The 16,931-nt window shown below is 57.9% G+C and carries 20 protein-coding genes and 3 pseudogenes; 11 read left to right on the top strand and 12 right to left on the bottom strand.

Translation table 11 applies throughout. From position 1 onward, the window contains the following. Positions 1–185 precede the first annotated feature (185 nt). Positions 186–341, bottom strand: a pseudogene (gene gatC, locus AF71_RS21805) (Asp-tRNA(Asn)/Glu-tRNA(Gln) amidotransferase subunit GatC); the annotation flags it as partial. Positions 342–574: 233 nt separating this feature from the next. Here gatC and AF71_RS21800 point away from each other — a divergent pair. The 5 genes from AF71_RS21800 (at position 575) to AF71_RS21785 (ending at position 3,162) form a co-directional block, all read left to right on the top strand. After that, positions 575–799, top strand: coding sequence for a hypothetical protein (locus AF71_RS21800; protein ID WP_169683123.1), 225 nt, complete (start codon positions 575–577; stop codon positions 797–799). A 641-nt stretch (positions 800–1,440) separates the two neighbouring features. Beyond that, complete coding sequence (locus AF71_RS21795) at positions 1,441–1,917, top strand: Hsp20 family protein (protein WP_169683033.1); 477 nt, start codon at positions 1,441–1,443, stop codon at positions 1,915–1,917. Positions 1,918–1,987: 70 nt separating this feature from the next. Beyond that, positions 1,988–2,287, top strand: coding sequence for a DUF982 domain-containing protein (locus tag AF71_RS21790; RefSeq protein WP_169683031.1), 300 nt, complete (start codon positions 1,988–1,990; stop codon positions 2,285–2,287). 9 nt (positions 2,288–2,296) lie between these two features. Further along, positions 2,297–2,578 (top strand): hypothetical protein, encoded by a 282-nt coding sequence (locus AF71_RS31835; RefSeq protein ID WP_246733765.1) that lies wholly within the window; start codon positions 2,297–2,299, stop codon positions 2,576–2,578. Between the two features lie 350 nt (positions 2,579–2,928). Further along, on the top strand, positions 2,929–3,162 hold the full coding sequence (locus AF71_RS21785; RefSeq protein ID WP_169683029.1) for a transposase: 234 nt from the start codon (positions 2,929–2,931) through the stop codon (positions 3,160–3,162). A gap of 431 nt (positions 3,163–3,593) precedes the next feature. On the opposite strand, the gene AF71_RS21780 is transcribed toward AF71_RS21785, so the two are convergent. The 8 genes and pseudogenes from AF71_RS21780 to AF71_RS21745 all read right to left on the bottom strand — a co-directional run bounded on the left by AF71_RS21780 (position 3,594) and on the right by AF71_RS21745 (position 9,298). Then, a complete protein-coding gene (locus AF71_RS21780) occupies positions 3,594–4,931 on the bottom strand; it encodes an ATP-binding protein (RefSeq protein WP_169683027.1) in 1,338 nt (445 codons plus the stop codon). Further along, positions 4,928–5,605 (bottom strand): response regulator transcription factor, encoded by a 678-nt coding sequence (locus AF71_RS21775; protein ID WP_169683025.1) that lies wholly within the window; start codon positions 5,603–5,605, stop codon positions 4,928–4,930. The genes AF71_RS21780 and AF71_RS21775 overlap by 4 nt, the downstream gene beginning before the upstream one ends. Further along, positions 5,602–6,169, bottom strand: a pseudogene (locus AF71_RS21770) (cytochrome b/b6 domain-containing protein). Before AF71_RS21770 ends, AF71_RS21775 begins: the two are co-directional and overlap by 4 nt. Before the next feature lies 1 nt (position 6,170). Then, entirely contained in the window at positions 6,171–6,437 is a 267-nt protein-coding gene (locus AF71_RS21765) for a PepSY domain-containing protein (RefSeq protein ID WP_169683023.1), read from the bottom strand. Positions 6,438–6,654: 217 nt separating this feature from the next. Further along, on the bottom strand, positions 6,655–7,446 hold the full coding sequence (locus AF71_RS21760; RefSeq protein WP_169683021.1) for a sulfite exporter TauE/SafE family protein: 792 nt from the start codon (positions 7,444–7,446) through the stop codon (positions 6,655–6,657). Positions 7,447–7,484: 38 nt separating this feature from the next. Beyond that, positions 7,485–7,925, bottom strand: a complete 441-nt coding sequence (locus tag AF71_RS21755; protein WP_169683019.1) for a YeeE/YedE family protein — start codon at positions 7,923–7,925, stop codon at positions 7,485–7,487. Then, complete coding sequence (locus AF71_RS21750; RefSeq protein WP_025662572.1) at positions 7,925–8,353, bottom strand: YeeE/YedE thiosulfate transporter family protein; 429 nt, start codon at positions 8,351–8,353, stop codon at positions 7,925–7,927. The genes AF71_RS21755 and AF71_RS21750 overlap by 1 nt, the downstream gene beginning before the upstream one ends. Positions 8,354–8,359: 6 nt before the next feature. Next, positions 8,360–9,298: an MBL fold metallo-hydrolase gene (locus AF71_RS21745; RefSeq protein WP_169683017.1), complete on the bottom strand. Its 939-nt coding sequence runs from the start codon at positions 9,296–9,298 to the stop codon at positions 8,360–8,362. Positions 9,299–9,405: 107 nt separating this feature from the next. On the opposite strand from AF71_RS21745, the gene AF71_RS21740 reads away from it, so the two are divergent. From AF71_RS21740 to AF71_RS21730, 3 genes are all read left to right on the top strand, one after another. Continuing rightward, positions 9,406–10,053 (top strand): peroxiredoxin, encoded by a 648-nt coding sequence (locus AF71_RS21740; protein WP_169683014.1) that lies wholly within the window; start codon positions 9,406–9,408, stop codon positions 10,051–10,053. After that, the gene (locus AF71_RS21735; RefSeq protein ID WP_169683012.1) at positions 10,050–10,475 is read left to right on the top strand and encodes a metalloregulator ArsR/SmtB family transcription factor; all 426 of its coding nucleotides are present in this window, start codon (positions 10,050–10,052) and stop codon (positions 10,473–10,475) included. Before AF71_RS21740 ends, AF71_RS21735 begins: the two co-directional genes overlap by 4 nt. 661 nt (positions 10,476–11,136) lie before the next feature. Beyond that, positions 11,137–12,048, top strand: coding sequence for a phosphatase PAP2 family protein (locus tag AF71_RS21730; RefSeq protein ID WP_246733763.1), 912 nt, complete (start codon positions 11,137–11,139; stop codon positions 12,046–12,048). Here the strand turns inward: AF71_RS21730 and AF71_RS21725 are convergent. Continuing rightward, a pseudogene (locus AF71_RS21725) lies at positions 12,000–13,139 on the bottom strand (AarF/ABC1/UbiB kinase family protein). The gene AF71_RS21730 and the pseudogene AF71_RS21725 sit on opposite strands and share 49 nt — an antisense overlap. A gap of 23 nt (positions 13,140–13,162) precedes the next feature. Between AF71_RS21725 and AF71_RS21720 the strand changes: the two are divergent. Together AF71_RS21720 and AF71_RS21715 are read left to right on the top strand one after the other, a co-directional pair. Further along, on the top strand, positions 13,163–13,381 hold the full coding sequence (locus AF71_RS21720) for a hypothetical protein (RefSeq protein ID WP_169683010.1): 219 nt from the start codon (positions 13,163–13,165) through the stop codon (positions 13,379–13,381). Positions 13,382–13,512: 131 nt separating this feature from the next. After that, positions 13,513–13,794, top strand: a complete 282-nt coding sequence (locus AF71_RS21715) for a hypothetical protein (protein ID WP_169683008.1) — start codon at positions 13,513–13,515, stop codon at positions 13,792–13,794. Between the two features lie 401 nt (positions 13,795–14,195). On the opposite strand, the gene AF71_RS21710 is transcribed toward AF71_RS21715, so the two are convergent. Then, a complete protein-coding gene (locus tag AF71_RS21710; protein WP_169683006.1) occupies positions 14,196–15,029 on the bottom strand; it encodes a universal stress protein in 834 nt (277 codons plus the stop codon). Between the two features lie 374 nt (positions 15,030–15,403). On the opposite strand from AF71_RS21710, the gene AF71_RS21705 reads away from it, so the two are divergent. Then, positions 15,404–16,099: a VIT family protein gene (locus AF71_RS21705; protein ID WP_113164025.1), complete on the top strand. Its 696-nt coding sequence runs from the start codon at positions 15,404–15,406 to the stop codon at positions 16,097–16,099. 184 nt (positions 16,100–16,283) lie between these two features. Here the strand turns inward: AF71_RS21705 and AF71_RS21700 are convergent, their stop codons facing one another. After that, the gene (locus AF71_RS21700; protein WP_169683004.1) at positions 16,284–16,673 is read right to left on the bottom strand and encodes a DUF302 domain-containing protein; all 390 of its coding nucleotides are present in this window, start codon (positions 16,671–16,673) and stop codon (positions 16,284–16,286) included. Positions 16,674–16,931 lie beyond the last annotated feature (258 nt).

The raw sequence follows: 16,931 nt of genomic DNA, 5'->3' as shown, positions 1-16,931 counted from the left end.
AGCGAGTGAATTTCAAGGCCTCAGAACCTGCCACATCGTCGACGCCGACTGACCATCGTAGCGAACAGATCGTCACCTCACCCCTTCCATACACAATGACAGCGGAGGCGCGCGCCTGGCAAAGGCACTAAGGATCGCGCTACGCCGGTGGCCCGCCGATGCTAAGTTCTCCAATTCCTGCGATTTGGGGGGACGCCTTGGACATCAACCTCCGAAAGTTGCTCGATAAAGGTCAGAATCTCCTTAAGCTCGCCGCACATTTTTTCAGCCTCGTCTTCAGTGAGTGCTAGGCTGGCAAGGCGCGCAACATACCTGACGGTAGCGATATCTATCGACGTGATCTGCGTCCCATGTGGCAGTCGACAACGAATGACTGAACCAGATGCTGGCTGCGGCGAGGATCGCGACGCCAAGAGCGGCCGGCGTCTCCTGGACTTGTGTCGACTCTCATCGGGAAATCGACTAATATCAATATAATTCAGTGCGTTAATGTTTCAAGGAGAGTGGATTATCTCAGGTGGAAAACCGAGGCGCGACCATATTTTGGCCGAGGTAGAGGGAGGAGTAAATGGCTATGACAATGACTTCGGACGACGTCATTGCCGTCCTGGGACCTGTCGACGAAACGCTGGTGGCCGAGGTCATCGCGACAGGCGCTACGCAGGCTGAACTTGCCGAGGCATTTGCGTGGGCCAGCAACGACGAAGTCTTGTTGGGTGAAGGCCGGCATCTGCCGACGGGGAGGGTTGCTGTGCTCGTTGATCTGCTGTCCGCCGACGAGGAAGAGCAGGATGAATAGCGTTCTGGCCACTGCCCCCCGGCGCGATCGACCCGACCGGTCATATAGCCCTTGCGATCGATCACCTCCACCACGACTGGCCAGCGGAGGACGGAGATCGTAAAGATGGCTATGGCTGCTAGATGAATGGCGGGCGGTCAGGTTTCAAATATATCCGAACCCACGCGTCGTCGATAAGGGCACTCCGCTCGAGGAGGAAACAAGCACGTCCCGTGATCGGATGCGGACAAATCCCCCCGGTCTGGGTTTCGCTGGGGTGTACGATAGTGAACAGTCGCCATCGAGGAGGATTTCAATCGCTGTTACATCGGAGCACCAGAGATGGCGTGACGATGTGCCTTTAATGTCGTTCTGCGCCTGTGATTGTCGGGTTTGAATTCCGTGGTGGGACCGACGGCGGCAATCTGCGCCCGCCTTATGTGAAGGCTTGCGCGATATACAGAATATAGCTCCAAGCTATGAGCTCGATTGTATGCTTCGCCAGGACTGAAACACGCTAATTTTTCTCAAGCGCAGCTCTTGAATCCGAAGTTTTCAAAAACCAAATCGATATCCGCCAGCCGCTGAGGATAGGGCTGGCCTTGCTGGAAGCGCCATCTTTCGGCGCTCCGTACCCATGTTGCTTCAAGGAGGATATGGCTATGGCAACATCCTACGACTATGCACCGCTGTTCCGATCCAGCGTCGGTTTCGATCGGGTCTTCAATCTTCTCGAAAATGCTCAGCGCGCCCGCTCGATCAACGACTGGCCGCCCTATGACATTGTCAAGACTGGCGATGACAGCTATCGGATCTCAATAGCGGTGGCAGGTTTCGCCTTGGACGATCTCGACATAACATTCCAGTCCAACCTTCTGACCGTGACCGGCACGAAGCAGGAGGCGGCTGCCGAAGCCTACCTTCATCGCGGCATAGCCGGCCGGCCGTTCGAACACCGGTTCGAGCTGGCCGACCATGTCAGGGTGAACGGAGCGGATTTAAAGAACGGTCTCCTGTCCGTGGATCTCGTTCGTGAGGTTCCGGAGGAAATGAAGCCGCGGAAAATCGCCATCGAGACCGCTTCAAGTGTTGAGCCGTCGGCTTCTCCCACGCAGATCGAAGCGCAGAAGGCCGCCTAAGTAGAACCCCTCAAGGAGGGCGTCGCTGCGGCGGCGCCCGTCAACATCGCGGGTTGGAAAGGAGAGCGTAATGAAACCCGATATGTTCAAAGAGCCTGTTTCTATTCTGGTCGGCCTGGGCTTTCCGGCCGAAGTTCGCAGCGCGATGGATGCCTACAGGCATCTCGTCGAGTGGCCTGAGGCGCTCAGAGATAGCGCGCACTCCGTTGCGCTTAAGGCATGCGGAGCTGCGCTGCGCGGTGAAATCGAAGCGGAGACCGCCCGCGGCCTATTTGCCGCCTTTGCTGAAAAGCACGATCTGCTGGCGCCGGAAACCAACGTCCTCGTTGCGTCTCGCCTGCGCCGGGACAGGGATCCGCACATACGCTGAGGTAAATCGATGATGGACAAGATGTTGGAGCTGGCTGCCAGCAATGCCATGGCGATCGGGCCAACAGTTCTAGCGCCGCAAGGTCTGCTGTTTCGACGGCCAATCGATGTGGTAAGGGCGCCAGTACTTTCTGTCGATGATAAGCGAACTATCCTCGCGGCATGGGCTTCGGACTTTTACGCGATCGATTCGAAACCGTCTCTCCGTCACGTTCCAGGAACACCGGAGCCAGTTTCGATCGATGAGGTTCAGTCTGCCCTCAGAGAACTCGATCGGCGCTACGATACCTGAGATCAGGCTGTCAGGCCGTCTATCTCGGCGACTTCCGCAGCTGCTTGACGGTGCACCAACAAGCGAGCGTTGTTCGTCGCCGCCAGGCTCTACGGAGTTTAATGACTCCGGCTCGCGAACGGGCGTTAGTCGCGAAGGCTCTACTAGCAGCGGCGATCGCCTCGGTGTCGTGTGCGAGGGCATGGCCATATGGGGCGAGGCAAAAGCGGTGGTTAGGGGAAATTGGTGGCGCTTGGTGCGTCGTCTGGCCGACAAAGCGGACGATAATGAGATTGCTCCGCGAGCCAGTTCCATAAAGCGCAGCCTGGCAAACGACCTGGCCGCCCAACGGGCCACACTTGGGTATTGGAGTGCTGAACGCCTCGACCCTGGTTGCTGCAATAGGCAATGCCACCAGCTTCGATCGTGCTCACGATCTCAGTGCATGGCTAGGCCGCGTTCCGTGGCAGTTTACGACCGGAGGCAAGCCCCGTCTGCTCGGTATCCCGAAGCGCGGCAACGTCTACCTCAGAACCCTAGTCGTGCACGGCGCGCGAGCGGCAATGCCTGCACTCAGTCAAAGCAATACACCCATCGGACATTAGCTTCGCGCGTTACTTTCTCGAGGCATCCATCGCAACGTGGCGATCGTCGCGCTCGCAAACAAGCTCGCCCGTATCGCTTGGGCAGTTCTCCGTAAGGACCGACCGTTCGAGCGAACTTATGGCATGGCGCCAGCTTAGTAGGGAGGATTGGCTGCGCGTCCTCACGGCCCATGATGTTTGCGAGAAGGACTATAGATGGCCCGACTGTCGACCGGCGTGCGGAAAGCCCAGCAGTGCAAATGGCTCGTTGAAGCCGCGTTGATTATTGAGGCTCCGGACGTGCGAATATCCATCTTGGCCGCGGCGTGACCGTGAGACCGAAAACGTTGAAGCAGACTGCAGGGATCTAAAATTCTACTCGCGAACAGGGCGGGCCATAGGTTTGCACTGAGAAATGACTCGGCATTTTGCGCCGAGAACAGACCCGCCTCTTAGGCATGTTTCGGGTCGGGGTTGCCGAAAGTTATCTCGAAGACGTGCCCCAGCTTGGAAGTAGACTGGCGAAGCGAGCCTCGGTGCAGTTCAGCTATTCGTCTGACGATCTTCAAACCGATGCCCAGGCTGTCACTGCAGCGGGACGCGCTGGTTTCTCGCCGCATACCACCTCGATGCCGATCCTCGACACGAACCGTATTGCTCCCCACGTACACAAGAATATCAGTTCCGGTCGGCGTATGGCGCACGGCGTTTTCGATGAGATTGCGCAACGCGTCCTTCAGCAGCGCCGGCGCCCCTTGAACGAGGGCGGTTTCGACTTGAGGGTAAAACTCGAGGGAATGAACTTGCCCATAGACCCACGGAGCGAGTTGCTCGACGACGGAGGACGAAAGCGCTACGAGATCGATGGTCTCAAACATGCCATGATCGAAGCTATCAAGCCGGGCGAGGGTCGTCAGTTCTGCGACGAAGCGTACGAGGTCATCCAGATCGGCTTCCGCTTTGCGAGCACGCGGATGGTCGATGTTTGCCAGTTCAAGCTTTATGGCCGCAAGTGGCGTGCGGATTTCGTGAGCTATGCCTGATGTAAGAACCTTCTGTGACGTCATCAGTTCGCCTACGCGCTCAAAAGCGCGATTGACGGCGATAGCGAGATGGGCGACCTCGCGCGGCATCGCATCGAAATTCAGATGCGAATTTGCATCTATGGGATCAATGTTATCAGCCGCGTCGGCTGCGGCTCGCACGGGCTTCAATGCCTGTCGTACGGAGAGCAAGGTGGCGCCGAGAACCAGGACCAGCAAGATGCTCATCGGCACCAGCATATGTTCGATGACTTCCTTCCAGAAGACCGAGGTGACGACGTTTTGCGGATCGTCGATTGTTGCGACGTCGACGACGAACCGTTGATTACCAACCACGAATGCACGACCTCCCACCAGCGCCAACGGCTTGCCGGGCCGCAGAGACCTTAGCCAGAAATCGGGAGGATTGACATCGGCAGGAAGAAAGCGGTTTTCGCAGGCATCGTCGCAAGACTCGAATACCAGCGCGCCGCCGGCGTCGCGAATTCGAGCAACGTAGCCGGTCGACCGCTCCTGGTAGCGCTGCCTGAGGTTCTCGGGGAGCCGATACTGCACGCCTTGGCCATCGATGGTGATGCCCGAGGCAAGCCGCTCAGTTTCCTGTTCGACAAACAGACGCGATAGCTCGCCGACATTCCAGTAGTAGTCGGAGAAGATCACGGCAAGCTGCAGGACCACGGCAAGTACGGCAAAGAACGCAATCCGTCTCGTCAGAATCACACCCAGGGTAGGATGCGAGCGGCTCATGCGCTTTCCTCTCGCATCATGTAGCCGACACCTCGGACGGTCTCGATCGAAGAGCCGGTCGGATGCCCTTCGAGCTTCTTGCGCAGCCTCGATATCGCGAGCTCGACCGCATTGCTGCTTCTTTCGTCGCCGAATTCTGAAAACGCATGCTCTATCTTAGCCTTGGAGACGACCTTGCCGCCATTGCGCATCAGAAGTTCGAGCAGATCCTTTTCCGATGGGGCCAGTGCGATCTCGGCGCCGGCGCAGGTTAGGCATCGCGAAGCGACATCGAGTCGAAGTTCAGCAAACTCCAATATTGGCATGGTGGTGAGGGGAGCTCGCCGCATGAGAGCACGAATGCGCGCGATCAGTTCGCCATTGTGGAAAGGCTTCGCAAGATAGTCATCCGCGCCTGCATCCAGGCCAACGATGCGCTCGTCGATCGCGCCGCGGGCCGTCAACGCGAGAACGGGCGTCTGAACCTTTGCACTTCGCAGTGATTTCAGAACATCGATTCCGTCTTCATCGGGCAGGCCGAGATCAAGAAGGAGAAGATCGTACTCCGCTCCGTTGAGAGCGAGACGTCCTTCCTGCGCCGTCGCGAAGGCGTCGATTTTCCAACCGACGCTCCTGATAGCTTCGCAAAGTAGGTCGCGAAGCCGTAAGCTGTCCTCGATCAGCAGAATTCTCATGCCTTCTTTCGACCTGTAACCATCGACCAGACCAGATTTTCCCTGTGTCTCCAGCTTTCGATGACAGCGGCGCCGGCATGGATGAAAGCGAGGACCATGATGCTGTTGGCGATTGCGCTGTGCAATTCCTCCAGCCACTTTTCTCCCCAGAAGGCGTCGAGCGTCGTCATCCAGCCCGTCAGCGTCGTTGCGGCCAGCAATGCCATCAGGCAAAGCATCATCACTGAAGCTAACGGATTATGGCCAACGTAGCGCTTTTCGTTCCGATCGAGGATGTCCAGGATGTGCCCCATCACCTTCGAAGGCGTCGGCAAGAAATCAACGAAACGGGAGTGCTTCGTGCCAATGAACCCCCCAAACGACGCGGACGGCGATGGCGGTGGCAACGACGTATCCTGTGACGCGGTGCCAGTACTTTCCCTCCTCGAGCACAACGAGATTGAGGATGCATGCCGCAACCACCGTCCAATGAAACAACCGCACAACAGGATCCCACACCTTGATCATGCGCTGGGCAGTGTTGGAGGGCGCTAAGCCCTCCTTCTGCGGTGAGACCATCGTCATCTCAGTCCCCCTTCTGGACAATGGCACCGGAAACGGGATTGAAATAGACCTCGGCACGGTTGCCGCTCTTATCCTTGCCGTAGATTTCGTAGCAGTTGCCCGTAACCTCGAACGTCTTCACCTTGTAGCCCATGGCGTCGATCTTCGCCTTCATGGTTCCTTCGGACATCCAGTTGGACTTCGGTTCACCGGTGCAGCTCGGGCTTGCGAGCGCCAGGGCGGGCGTTGCGGATGCGATGGCGATTGCGGTGATAAGTTTCAGCGTCATGAACAATGTCCTCTGTTGATACCCGTTGCGGGCGACAGGCACATCGTTAAGGCTGCGAAGCTGTCGATTTCCTGTGCGATGCGCGATGATCCGCCGAGCGTTGTTTTGCCGCTCGCGCCGGCGCGGCGTTCCGGTCGGTAGCCCAAGCATCACAATAGGCCGCGGCAGCGTGCGGACAATCTGACCGACAGGCAAGGGTCGATTTTCGTATCCGATACTACGCACCCAATGTCTGCCCGGCGCTTCGATAAAGCATGTAGGCGGCAACGACGAAGATTAGGGCCGCAAAAAGGCTGTTCAAAAGCCCCTTACGCGCCGAAAGATGTCGGGCGAGATTGGCACCAACCAATCCTCCGACCACGCCGCCGGCGATGAAAACCGCTGCGAGCAACCAGTCAACATATCCGGACAGGGCGTAGTTGAGCGCCGTCGTCAATCCGAATGCAGCGACGGCGACGAGTGACGATCCGATTGCGAAGAGGATCGGCATTCCGGTCGAGGCGATCAGACCTGGAACGATGAGAAAGCCGCCACCAATACCGAAGAAGCCGGAGAACACACCTGTCAGTCCGCCAAAACCGACCACCTTGTGCGCGTTTCCTCGTGAGCATTGCGCACCTGGATCGCCTTCCGCTCCGCGCTTGCGGAGCATCAGGAAACCGACCGCAAGCATGAGAAGTGCGAAAAAGACAAGCAGCTTCTGTCCGTCGATCATCTTGCCGACGGTCGACCCGATGAAGGCTCCGATGATGCCCGCGACACTGTAGACGCCAGCGCATCGCCATTTGACATTGCCAAGCCTCGCATGCCCGAGGAGATTTGCAAATGCATTGGCGGCAACTGCAAAGGCGCTCGTCCCGATTGCGAGGTGAGCGCTCGGAACGCCGACGAAGTAGACCATGAGTGGAACGGCAAGGATTGAACCGCCACCGCCGAACATCCCAAGGGTGAAGCCTACAAGTCCGCCGGAAACGGTCCCAAGAATATATTGCATTGCATCGAGGTACATGGCGATGGTTTTTGGGCCGCCGCGCGGCCTCCTCATACTCAACTAAAGCGAAGTGGCGCGCTTAGCCTTGATTTGGCGATGCGGTAGGCGAACATGCCCGCAATCATGGCCATAGCGAACAGAACGGTCTCCCAGCGCCCGGTGACGAGTGATGCGATCGCCGGGCCGGGGCAGAAACCGACTAGGCCCCATCCCAGGCCGAAGAGAACCGAGCCCAAGACGAGCCTGGCGTCTATAGAGCGGCTAGTCGGAACGTGAAATTCTGTATCGAAGGCCGGGCGTGATCGATATTGCTTAATCGCATAGGCTACGGACGAGGGGATCAACGCGCCGCCCATGACAAAGGCGAGAGACGGATCCCAGTCTCCGGCGACGTCGAGGAAGGCAAGCACGCGAGCCGGGTTGACCATGTCCGACACGACCAGGCCAATGCCGAAAAGAATGCCGCAGAAGATCGAAGCAAGGATACGGCTGGTCATCACAGCCCTCCAATCAGATGGCGCATCATGTAGACAGTCACTGCCGCAACCGCCATGAAAGTCGCTGTGGCAACGAGCGAACGCGGCGACAATCTTGCCAGACCGCAGACGCCGTGACCGCTGGTACAGCCCGAGCCCAGTCGTGTGCCGAAGCCTACGAGCAGGCCCCCGGCAATGAGAAGGATTGGCGACGATACGATCATCAACTCGGCATGCCGAATATAGGTGAACGCGATGCCAGCGCCGCCGACGATCCCGCCAATGAAGCCGATGCCCAGGGGACTGACGCCAGCACCCGTCCAGCCGAAGGCAGAGGCAGTCAAGCCGGATATGCCTGCGATGCGGCCGTCGAGTAGCAGGTAAAGTGCTGCTGACAGGCCGATCAGAAGGCCGCCGGAAAGCGGCCAGATGTAGTTCAAGTGAGACATGAGTGCCTACAGTGCGTTGATTGGAATCTTCAGATAGTGAATGCCGTTGTCCTCGGCCGGGGGTAGTTTGCCCCCACGCATGTTCACCTGCACGGAGGGGAGGATCAGCTTCGGCATCGCTAGCGTGGCATCGCGATCGTTGCGCATCTTGACGAAGTCGTCTTCGGTCACTCCCTCATGCACGTGGATGTTGCCTGTGCGTTCGGCGCCGATGGTCGTCTCCCAGGCGTAGTCGTCGCGCTTCGATGCCTTGTAATCATGGCACATGAACATGCGCGTCTCGTCGGGAAGTTGGGTCAGGCGCCTGATGGACCGGTAAAGCGTGCGGGCGTCACCACCCGGAAAGTCGCAGCGCGCCGTGCCGTAATCGGGCATGAACAGGGTGTCGCCGGGAAAGACGGCATCGCCGACGACGTAGGCCAGGCAGGCGGGCGTGTGGCCGGGAACGTGAAGAACCGTCGCATTCAGATCGCCGATCTTAAAGCGGTCGCCGTCCTGGAAGAGCTGGTCGAACTGGCTGCCGTCTCTTTGAAACTCCGTGCCGGCATTGAAGATCTTACCGAAGACCTCCTGGACGCGAACGATCTCGCGGCCGATGGCGAGCTGGCCGCCGAGTTCAACTTGAAGGAGCGGCGCGGCCGACAAGTGGTCGGCATGCGCATGCGTCTCGAGAAGCCATTGAACTTCGAGACTTTCGGATTTCACGTAATCGATAAGGGCACGAGCGGACACGTTTGTCGTTCGCCCGGATGCTGGGTCGTAGTCGAGCACACTGTCGATGATAGCGCAGGCGTTCGAGTTCGGATCGCGGACGACATGGCTGACGGTGAAGGTCGAAGGATCGAAGAATGATCGAACGTCAGGCCGCTTCGAATGATTTTGAAGAGCTTCCCGGACGATCCCGGACGCATGTGAAAGAGGGGTGTCTATAGCCGAGCTGGGCATGGCCTACTCCATTTGGTAAAGCTAAAATACATATTTACATTAAACATGCAAGCATGTACTTTGATGTCGAACGGCTTTGCGATACTGTCCGATAGACAGGGGTAGGAATGGACACGACGACTGAAAATATGGAGGCCGCGTCAGGGGCTTTGCGGATCAATGACAGGGCGCCGGGCTTTGTTGCGCGCTCCACAGGCGGGGAAGTGTCGCTCTCGAGCTATCGGGGACGATGGCTCTTGTTTTTCTCTCACCCGGCCGACTTCACCTCAGTGTGCACCAGCGAGCTAATCGCATTCGCTCGTGCCCATGAGAGCTTTTCCAAACTAAACTGCGACCTTCTCGGCCTGTCCATCGACAGCCTCTATTCTCACGTCGCTTGGCTGCGCGACATCGAGCACAGCTTTGGAGTGAAGGTTAAATTTCCGTTGATCGAAGATTCGGCGATGGTGATCGCCAGAGCCTATGGCATGTTGGATAGTTCTTCCGAAAATAGCGGGGCCGTGCGTGCCACCTACGTGGTCGATCCGAAGGGGATCATCCGGGCCATCGTCTGGTATCCGATGAATGTCGGGAGATCGGTAGGCGAGCTCCTCCGTCTTGTCGAGGCATTGCAGACCTCGGAAAGGGAAGGGGCTCTGACGCCCGAGGGCTGGAAGCATGGGGAAGCACTGCTTGAGCCTGCTGCGGCTTCAATGGATGAAGGCAACGACCTTCGCAAAGGCGAGTCCTGGTACTACCGGGAGCGACGCGGATGAGCGGCGCTGCTCTGGAAGAAATGCAGGAGAAGGCCGTTGAGGCTGCCGAGTTCATGCGACTGTTCAGCACACCAAGCCGGCTGATGCTTCTTTGCTGCATTGCGCAAAGAGAGCGTTCTGTCGGCGAGATCCAGGAAGAACTCGGTTTTAAGCAGCCGGCGCTTTCGCAGCAACTCGCGGAACTTCGCCAGGCGGGCGTGGTCGAGACCCGTCGCCACTCGCGCCAAGTCTACTACTCGATCTCCGATGGGCGCGTCGCGGCCGTCATGAGTATGCTCACGCAGATGTTCTGTGAGGTTGGACCGACAAGTGACGCGCAGATCGCGCCGGTTAGTCCCGCCAAACGACAATCCCGTGCGGGGGCCGGGGCTGCTATTCCGGGAGAAATGGCGCACTGGGCGCGACTGGAGAAGATGGACTGAATTTGGAGGGTGCCGGATGGAGATGCTCGGTTTCGAAGCGTCGCTCGACCATGCTCGGTAGGGCGCTAGCAGCCGTAGGCGATCAGGTGACCAACAGGACCGCCAAGGCATTCTGCGCCTGATCCAAGGGACTCGTTCTTCTGCAGTGATCCAAAAGTGATGATGGGGATGGGGTATCCGGACGAAATGCAAATCAAACAGAGGCGAAAATCCAGCTCATACCTGGGCGGCAGCGCCCCATGCGTCTCCCGTGTCCGCTTGGGTGCCACTCCAGGCGGTAGTTTCAAGGAAGATATGCAGAACCAATTGCAGTCACCACGGCCCACTCTCGATTTGATCGCGAAGACGTTGAGTTTTGACGATCGCCGCCCTAATGGCTTGCCAACATCTTCACGCCGCAAATGGAGGCGTCGCTCAGCGATCTGTTGTCACGACAGGAAGATATGGCGCTTGGATTGGGATCTATCTACACAGCCTCCTATTCTGGGCCCAAAGCTTCCTGCCTTTCAGTGCAGGACGCTGTCACAGACTAGGGGCGAAGAAAGAGAGCAACAGACTGGTTTCCGAGAACAAAATTGCCGTTCTTAAGCGGTTTCGGGTAGCTGTCAGGCTATGGTGGCGTTGGATAAAGGGGCAACCATCGGCTTCGAGCGCTAAGACAATGATATCCCAGGCACGCCACCAGTCGTACTGCGCAACACCATCGGTAACGATGTTCTTCGCCTTGATCGTGGCTTGGTTTACCTTGCTTGCGACATTCTACACTCATCCCACTATCGATATCAGCGTGTCCTCGGCGTTCTTCAGAGGGCCACTTTGCGCTGGGGCTCTTTCCGGGGTCGAATGCGGATATTTCCCGCTTCGTCGAATGGAAGTGTTCAAGGGTATTCGTTGGATGCTCTACCTCCTTCCATACGTCGCCGCGATGCTCATCGTTGTGATGGGATTGATCGGCGCCTTCTCGAGACAGCTGCGGGAACATCTACCGATGACGCGCCTTTTGGTGGCGTTGATCAGTCTTGGTGTCGGACCTGGCCTATTGGTGAATTCGTTCCTGAAGACTTTTTCCGGTAGACCGAGGCCCTTCCAAACGAATCTCTTTGGCGGAAATCTGGATTTTACTGCCGCCGGAACGTTCGTCGGCGAGTGCACCCGAAACTGCTCATTCGTGTCCGGAGAAGCGTCGGGAGCGGGCTGGCTGTTGTGCCTTCTTTTCTTGGTTCCGGCTAATGCTCGCGTGTGGATTGCACCGCCGTTGATTATTGCTTCCACAACCATGGCGGCTTTGCGTGTCGCGGTTGGATCTCACTACGCTTCCGACGCGCTTCTCGGGTGGCTTCTGGCGGTAATCGTATTCATGGGGATGCTTATTTTGGAAAGTAAGATCCTTGCCGGTTGGGATAGAAGTTCAAAAAAGGCGAGCGAGCGTTCTTTGCGGGGCCGGTGGCGTCGAACCTCCGTTGATGGGTCGCAAACAGCCCGCTCTGAAGGATCCTGCAAGCCCCAAGAAGTTGGTGGACTATTTCAGACCCGTTCCCTAAGAGGGGGCGGGGACATCACTTCGGGAGGATAGGCAGAAGTGAGTTCGATATACGACGTGTCCGACTGATTTTGCAAGATTCCAGTGAGTGCGGTGGCCCGATGACCAGCAGAGGGGCGCCGGTCTTCACCTTGTGCCGTTGAAATAGTCCATTCTGAGCTCTGGCCCATTGAGAGGACAGCAACCGTCTCCCAGACGAACAGATTAGGATCGAGGATGCGCACGGTGTGTTCGGCGAGAAACATCGCCCGCATTAGAATGAGAAGGTCAAGCGGGACAAAGACATTCTGCGCCTGTCCGAGCCGCGTCACTCGCAGGAAAGCTTCGGCCAGGGACCAGTCCTTGAGCGGCAGTGCGGCATAGTCGCCAATGATCTCCACAAGGCCGCGGCGAAACTCGCTTCGGTCCAGGTCTCCCCCCAGGATGCCAAGATCTATTGCGGCCTCAAGGAGCCAGTCGGCGTCCTGGCGAACGAAGGCCAAAGCAAAGGCGGCAAGCTTGCGGCGCATGGCCTTGTCAAGAAATCCGACGATCCCGAAATCGTGGAGGCAGAGCCGCCCGTCTTCAGTGATAAGGATGTTTCCCGGATGAGGGTCGCCGTGAAAGACGCCCTATACGAAAATTTGATGCAGATAGGCGTCGACGAAGTTTGCTGCGAGGCGAGGACCGGCGGATTTCAAAGATGCGTCGTCGATCCGCAGCCCGCTGCTCCGCTGCTGTACGATCACGGTCTCTGCGACCAGGTCGTCGACCACATCTGGAATTTCGAGCGCCGGCCAATCGGCGAAGGCCGCCACGAAGTGCCTGACGCTTCTTGCCTCGCGGCAAAAATCTATCTCCTTCAGGAGGTTTGTCCATATCTCCGTGATGATGCGCAGCGGCTGGTAGTGGCGCAGGCGCGGCATGATCACCGTAGCCACGCGCGCCAGCCAGAAGAGTGAACGCATGTCCTGATTGACCTGGCGTTTCAGGCCAGGCCGGCGAACCTTGACGATGACGCTTCGTCCGTCGTGCAAGTGTGCGGCGTGCACCTGCGCGACGGACGCCGCTGCAAGTGGCGTTTCCTCGAAGTCCGCAAACAACTCCGCTAGGGATTTGCCGAGGCCGTGCTCGATTTCTAGCACGGCGACGAGAGGAGAATGCCCTGATGATCACTGCATTGCTGCGTCCGGCCACGCTTGCCACTTTTGTCGCTGTCGCCAGCACCGTCGGCGCCGCCGCACAAACGACCGCGGTCGATCCGCATCATCCCAATCCGACGCTCGCCTGGGCGACGCCACCTTCCGGAATTCAAGGAATGTCATGGCAAGGCAGGCAGCGGAAGGCCCAAAAACATGGATCCGACGGCGTGGCCCACAGACTTTGATCCTGATCAAAGAACTCTGTCATTGTTCGCCTAGAATTCAATCGTTCTGGATCAGCGCAGTTGCTGGATGTCACAAGAGCGCTTGGCTCGTCCAAGTTAGACGGGGCAGTCGGCGGGAGGAGGTTGTTAACATGTCCGTCAGATTTCTCACCGCGTTTCTCAAATCCTCCGGCGAAAACGGCATCGTGATGCTCGAAAGCGGGGGCGAACAAAAGACGGTGCTGGTCGATCGAAAGGCTCTGATGGCGCTTGGATCGCCGCCACGCGCGGATGAAACACGTCTCCAGGAAAACGTGCAGACATTGTGCGATATCGCGGAGGCGAAGCTTCTGCACCCGGTCGCTATGGGGCGGTCCATCCGGATTAGTGAGGCCGACGTGACTGATTGGAAGCGGCGGCACCATTTGCGCTGACATCCCAACGCCTATCTTTCGCAGATGTTATGGGCGCATGTTTGCCCGTGCCAACAGGACGGCGAGACGGTGCCCGAGGAAGTCCAAATATTCATACCTCTGGCCGTTGCCGCCTATGGCGGAATTCGGCACGACCTATCGCAGCCGCCTCACCCCCGCGATTGATTTCGCTTGAGGGGGGACTTGACCCCGGCGTTGTACAGGCGTCCGCGCAAATCTCGACGAACTATTTTGCGAGAGGGCTGTCGAGACATGCGGTGGGTTCAAGCCGGTTCCCGATCGCGACTTTCCATACGCGAGGTCATATGAGGCTAGGTTTGGGACCACTCCGATCATTCGGACCGCCCATTCAGGCGCAGATGCGTTGGCTGCGATGGCGGAGAAGAAATCTTCACAGTTCGTCAATGTGACATGAGGACAGGTAAAAGAGGTACGTGCAAGACGCCATCGGTTGCTCCTCCAAGGACAAAATCTCGCAACCTCGAGTGCCCAAATCCTCCCATCACCAGAATATCGGCGCCAAGTTCCAACGCGGCCTGCTGAATGCTGAGGCCGATGGATGACGAGGTGAACCGAGCTACCGTGGCGCTGGCATTGACACCGCCCGAAACCAAGATCTCAGCAAGATGTGCCCCGGTCGTCTCCGGCAGCGGCTTTTCGCCCGTCAGAGACAACACCGAGACACGCCGGGCCATGCGAATGAGCGGCCTTGCATCGTTGACCGCCCGAGCGGCTGCTCGGCTTCCGTCCCAGGCAATAACCAAATGGTCGATTGGGCCTGCAAGGGTCTTGTTGGGAAAGATGATGGCCGGCCGGCCGGAGCCGAATATCACCGCTTCGGCAATGGTACGGGTATCCGGAACGTCCGGGATACATTCGAGAATAGTCAGATCGAAAAACCGTGCTTCGGCGGCCGCCGTCTCGTGCAATAGAGGCAAGCTGATTTTGACTGTTCGGCAAAATAATCCGATCTTGGCATTCGCTCCGAGATTGGTCGCCGCTTCAACCAGTTTTGCGGCGCGATTTGCGCTCAAAGCTTCGGCCTGCTCGATCATCTTCGGGGTATCCAGCAGCAACGACGACCATTCCTTGGGAATGTGCGGGATCACGACTCTTAATGCGCATACGTGAAGATTTGCGCCACAGTACCCCGCAAAGGCTACAGCGTTGGAAATGATCAATTCAGAACTTGAATAGGGATAGGTCGCTAGCGGAAGAAAATACTGTGCCTTCATGTCCTACTGCACCTCTCGGAGACCGCAACTATTATAATTATCTATCTGTTTTGGCAGCTCGGCATTGATGTAACGCAATTGCGCGAATGCCGAAGAAGCCGACAGGAAGTTCGCACAGGCTGCCTTTTGACTGGAAGTCTTCGTAAGTTGATCGTAGTCAAATCCTTGATGGCCGAGGTCCAGTATTGAATTCGGGAGGACGAGCCTTTGACAATGGGAGCGCGAAGTGAATCAACCACGGCCGAAACCGCGGGGATGCAGCCCAGACTCGCACGCACGCCAAGCTTGGCGCACGCCGTGCTCGTGATCGACATTATGCTCTTCTGTTAATCTCGCACTCATCACGTCAAATCGGTTTTGTCTTGGAGACACTCATGGGCAGACTGCATTCCGAACATCACCTGATCTCCCGCATCGGCTGGCTCCGGGCAGCCGTCCTCGGCGCAAACGACGGAATCGTCTCGACGGCGAGCCTGATCATGGGCGTCGCCACCGCGTCGGCGGAACCGTCACAGATCCTGGTGGCGGGCGTCGCGGGTCTGGCCGCGGGCGCGATGTCGATGGCGGCCGGCGAATATGTGTCGGTGAGTTCGCAGGCGGATACTGAGGAAGCCGATCTTGCGCGGGAGCGGATGGAGTTGGAGACGCAGCCCGAAGCGGAGCTCGAGGAACTGACGCAAATCTATGTCAAACGCGGTCTCACCCAAGAGCTGGCCAGGCAAGTCGCGACCCAACTGACCCGTGATGATGCTCTCGACGCGCATTCGCGCGATGAACTCGGTATTGTTGATCACACGGCGGCCCGGCCCGTTCAGGCAGCGCTGACGTCGGCTGCCACGTTCGCCGTAGGGGCCGCATTGCCCCTTCTTACGGTCGTCCTTTCACCCACCTCGATGCTCATCTACACCGTTGCAGCCGCTTCTTTGGCCTTCCTCGCGCTGCTGGGCGCAATCGGTGCGAAAGCGGGCGGCGCGAACGTCTGGCGAGCCACCACCCGGGTCACTTTCTGGGGTGCCTTCGCCATGGCATTGACGGCTGGAATCGGTGCGCTGGTTGGCACTGCGGTCTGAGAGGCGGCCTCAACCCACTCTACCTTTCTACACGCCTGGCTTGTCGGACGAAGTGAGCTTCTTCCGATGCTGCGGTTCGCGTCGCGCAATGAACGAGAAGCCGATCCAAGTTCTCTGGTCGGCGCAGGCTGTTTGGATCCACAATCAGAACGGCTTGGGAAGCCGGCTCTCGCAATATCCGATGTCAAACCTCCGCCACCGCGTCGGCGAGCATCGAGCGGACCTTGCCTGCCAGAAGGCTCAGCCTTTCATTGTCGATCGAATGCATCGACGCGACCGGATCGATGGCGCTCACCACGACCTCGCCGCCACCGACGTCGCGCACGATGACATTGCACGGCAGCATGGCTCCGATCTTCGGTTCCAGTTTCATCGCCTCGAACGCCATGTGCGGATTGCAGGCTCCGAGGATGAGGTAGTCGTCGATGTCGACCTCGATCTTCTTCTTCATGGTTGCCTTGACATCGATCTCCGTCAGAACACCGAAACCGTGCCTTGAAAGAGCGGATTTCGTCCTGCGGACGGCATCGTCGAAACTGGTTGCCGACAAGGTTCTATCCAGCGTGTAGGTCATACGATATCTCCTTTGGCAGTTGGACGTCTCAACATAGACTTTCCGCATCTCTCCTTGAGCCGTTATCATCGCCGAGCATGGAACTGTTTTTTAGGATACGATGAATGCCGGGTTCAAACGTTGCGATGGATCAAACCACAAGCCGCAATGCCGATGAAATGCTGAGGATCGAGCCGCCCGACCCGAGAGCAAGGGTTCTTTCAGTACGATTGGCTCATTTCAGGGCTCATAACCGTTGAGCTTTTGAGCTGGCTGTTT

Source organism: Rhizobium sp. 57MFTsu3.2, from assembly GCF_012932765.1.
GTDB classification, from domain to species: Bacteria; Pseudomonadota; Alphaproteobacteria; order Rhizobiales; family Rhizobiaceae; genus Rhizobium; species Rhizobium altiplani.
The sequence above is the reverse complement of the archived record's forward strand: the minus strand, read 5'-3'. Positions and strand labels throughout refer to the sequence as shown.

Excerpts from the sequence above, each read along its gene's own strand:
- AF71_RS21730 (WP_246733763.1), top strand. The coding sequence starts at position 11,137 with ATGATATCCCAGGCACGCCACCAGTCGTACTGCGCAACACCATCGGTA.
- AF71_RS31835 (WP_246733765.1), top strand. The coding sequence starts at position 2,297 with ATGATGGACAAGATGTTGGAGCTGGCTGCCAGCAATGCCATGGCGATC.
- AF71_RS21710 (WP_169683006.1), bottom strand. The coding sequence starts at position 15,029 with ATGAAGGCACAGTATTTTCTTCCGCTAGCGACCTATCCCTATTCAAGT.
- AF71_RS21705 (WP_113164025.1), top strand. The coding sequence starts at position 15,404 with ATGGGCAGACTGCATTCCGAACATCACCTGATCTCCCGCATCGGCTGG.
- AF71_RS21745 (WP_169683017.1), bottom strand. The coding sequence starts at position 9,298 with ATGCCCAGCTCGGCTATAGACACCCCTCTTTCACATGCGTCCGGGATC.
- AF71_RS21755 (WP_169683019.1), bottom strand. The coding sequence starts at position 7,925 with ATGACCAGCCGTATCCTTGCTTCGATCTTCTGCGGCATTCTTTTCGGC.
- AF71_RS21795 (WP_169683033.1), top strand. The coding sequence starts at position 1,441 with ATGGCAACATCCTACGACTATGCACCGCTGTTCCGATCCAGCGTCGGT.
- AF71_RS21715 (WP_169683008.1), top strand. The coding sequence starts at position 13,513 with ATGTCCGTCAGATTTCTCACCGCGTTTCTCAAATCCTCCGGCGAAAAC.
- AF71_RS21700 (WP_169683004.1), bottom strand. The coding sequence starts at position 16,673 with ATGACCTACACGCTGGATAGAACCTTGTCGGCAACCAGTTTCGACGAT.
- AF71_RS21780 (WP_169683027.1), bottom strand. The coding sequence starts at position 4,931 with ATGAGCCGCTCGCATCCTACCCTGGGTGTGATTCTGACGAGACGGATT.
- AF71_RS21765 (WP_169683023.1), bottom strand. The coding sequence starts at position 6,437 with ATGACGCTGAAACTTATCACCGCAATCGCCATCGCATCCGCAACGCCC.
- AF71_RS21740 (WP_169683014.1), top strand. The coding sequence starts at position 9,406 with ATGGACACGACGACTGAAAATATGGAGGCCGCGTCAGGGGCTTTGCGG.
- AF71_RS21760 (WP_169683021.1), bottom strand. The coding sequence starts at position 7,446 with ATGTACCTCGATGCAATGCAATATATTCTTGGGACCGTTTCCGGCGGA.
- AF71_RS21800 (WP_169683123.1), top strand. The coding sequence starts at position 575 with ATGACAATGACTTCGGACGACGTCATTGCCGTCCTGGGACCTGTCGAC.
- AF71_RS21750 (WP_025662572.1), bottom strand. The coding sequence starts at position 8,353 with ATGTCTCACTTGAACTACATCTGGCCGCTTTCCGGCGGCCTTCTGATC.
- AF71_RS21790 (WP_169683031.1), top strand. The coding sequence starts at position 1,988 with ATGAAACCCGATATGTTCAAAGAGCCTGTTTCTATTCTGGTCGGCCTG.
- AF71_RS21775 (WP_169683025.1), bottom strand. The coding sequence starts at position 5,605 with ATGAGAATTCTGCTGATCGAGGACAGCTTACGGCTTCGCGACCTACTT.
- AF71_RS21735 (WP_169683012.1), top strand. The coding sequence starts at position 10,050 with ATGAGCGGCGCTGCTCTGGAAGAAATGCAGGAGAAGGCCGTTGAGGCT.
- AF71_RS21720 (WP_169683010.1), top strand. The coding sequence starts at position 13,163 with ATGATCACTGCATTGCTGCGTCCGGCCACGCTTGCCACTTTTGTCGCT.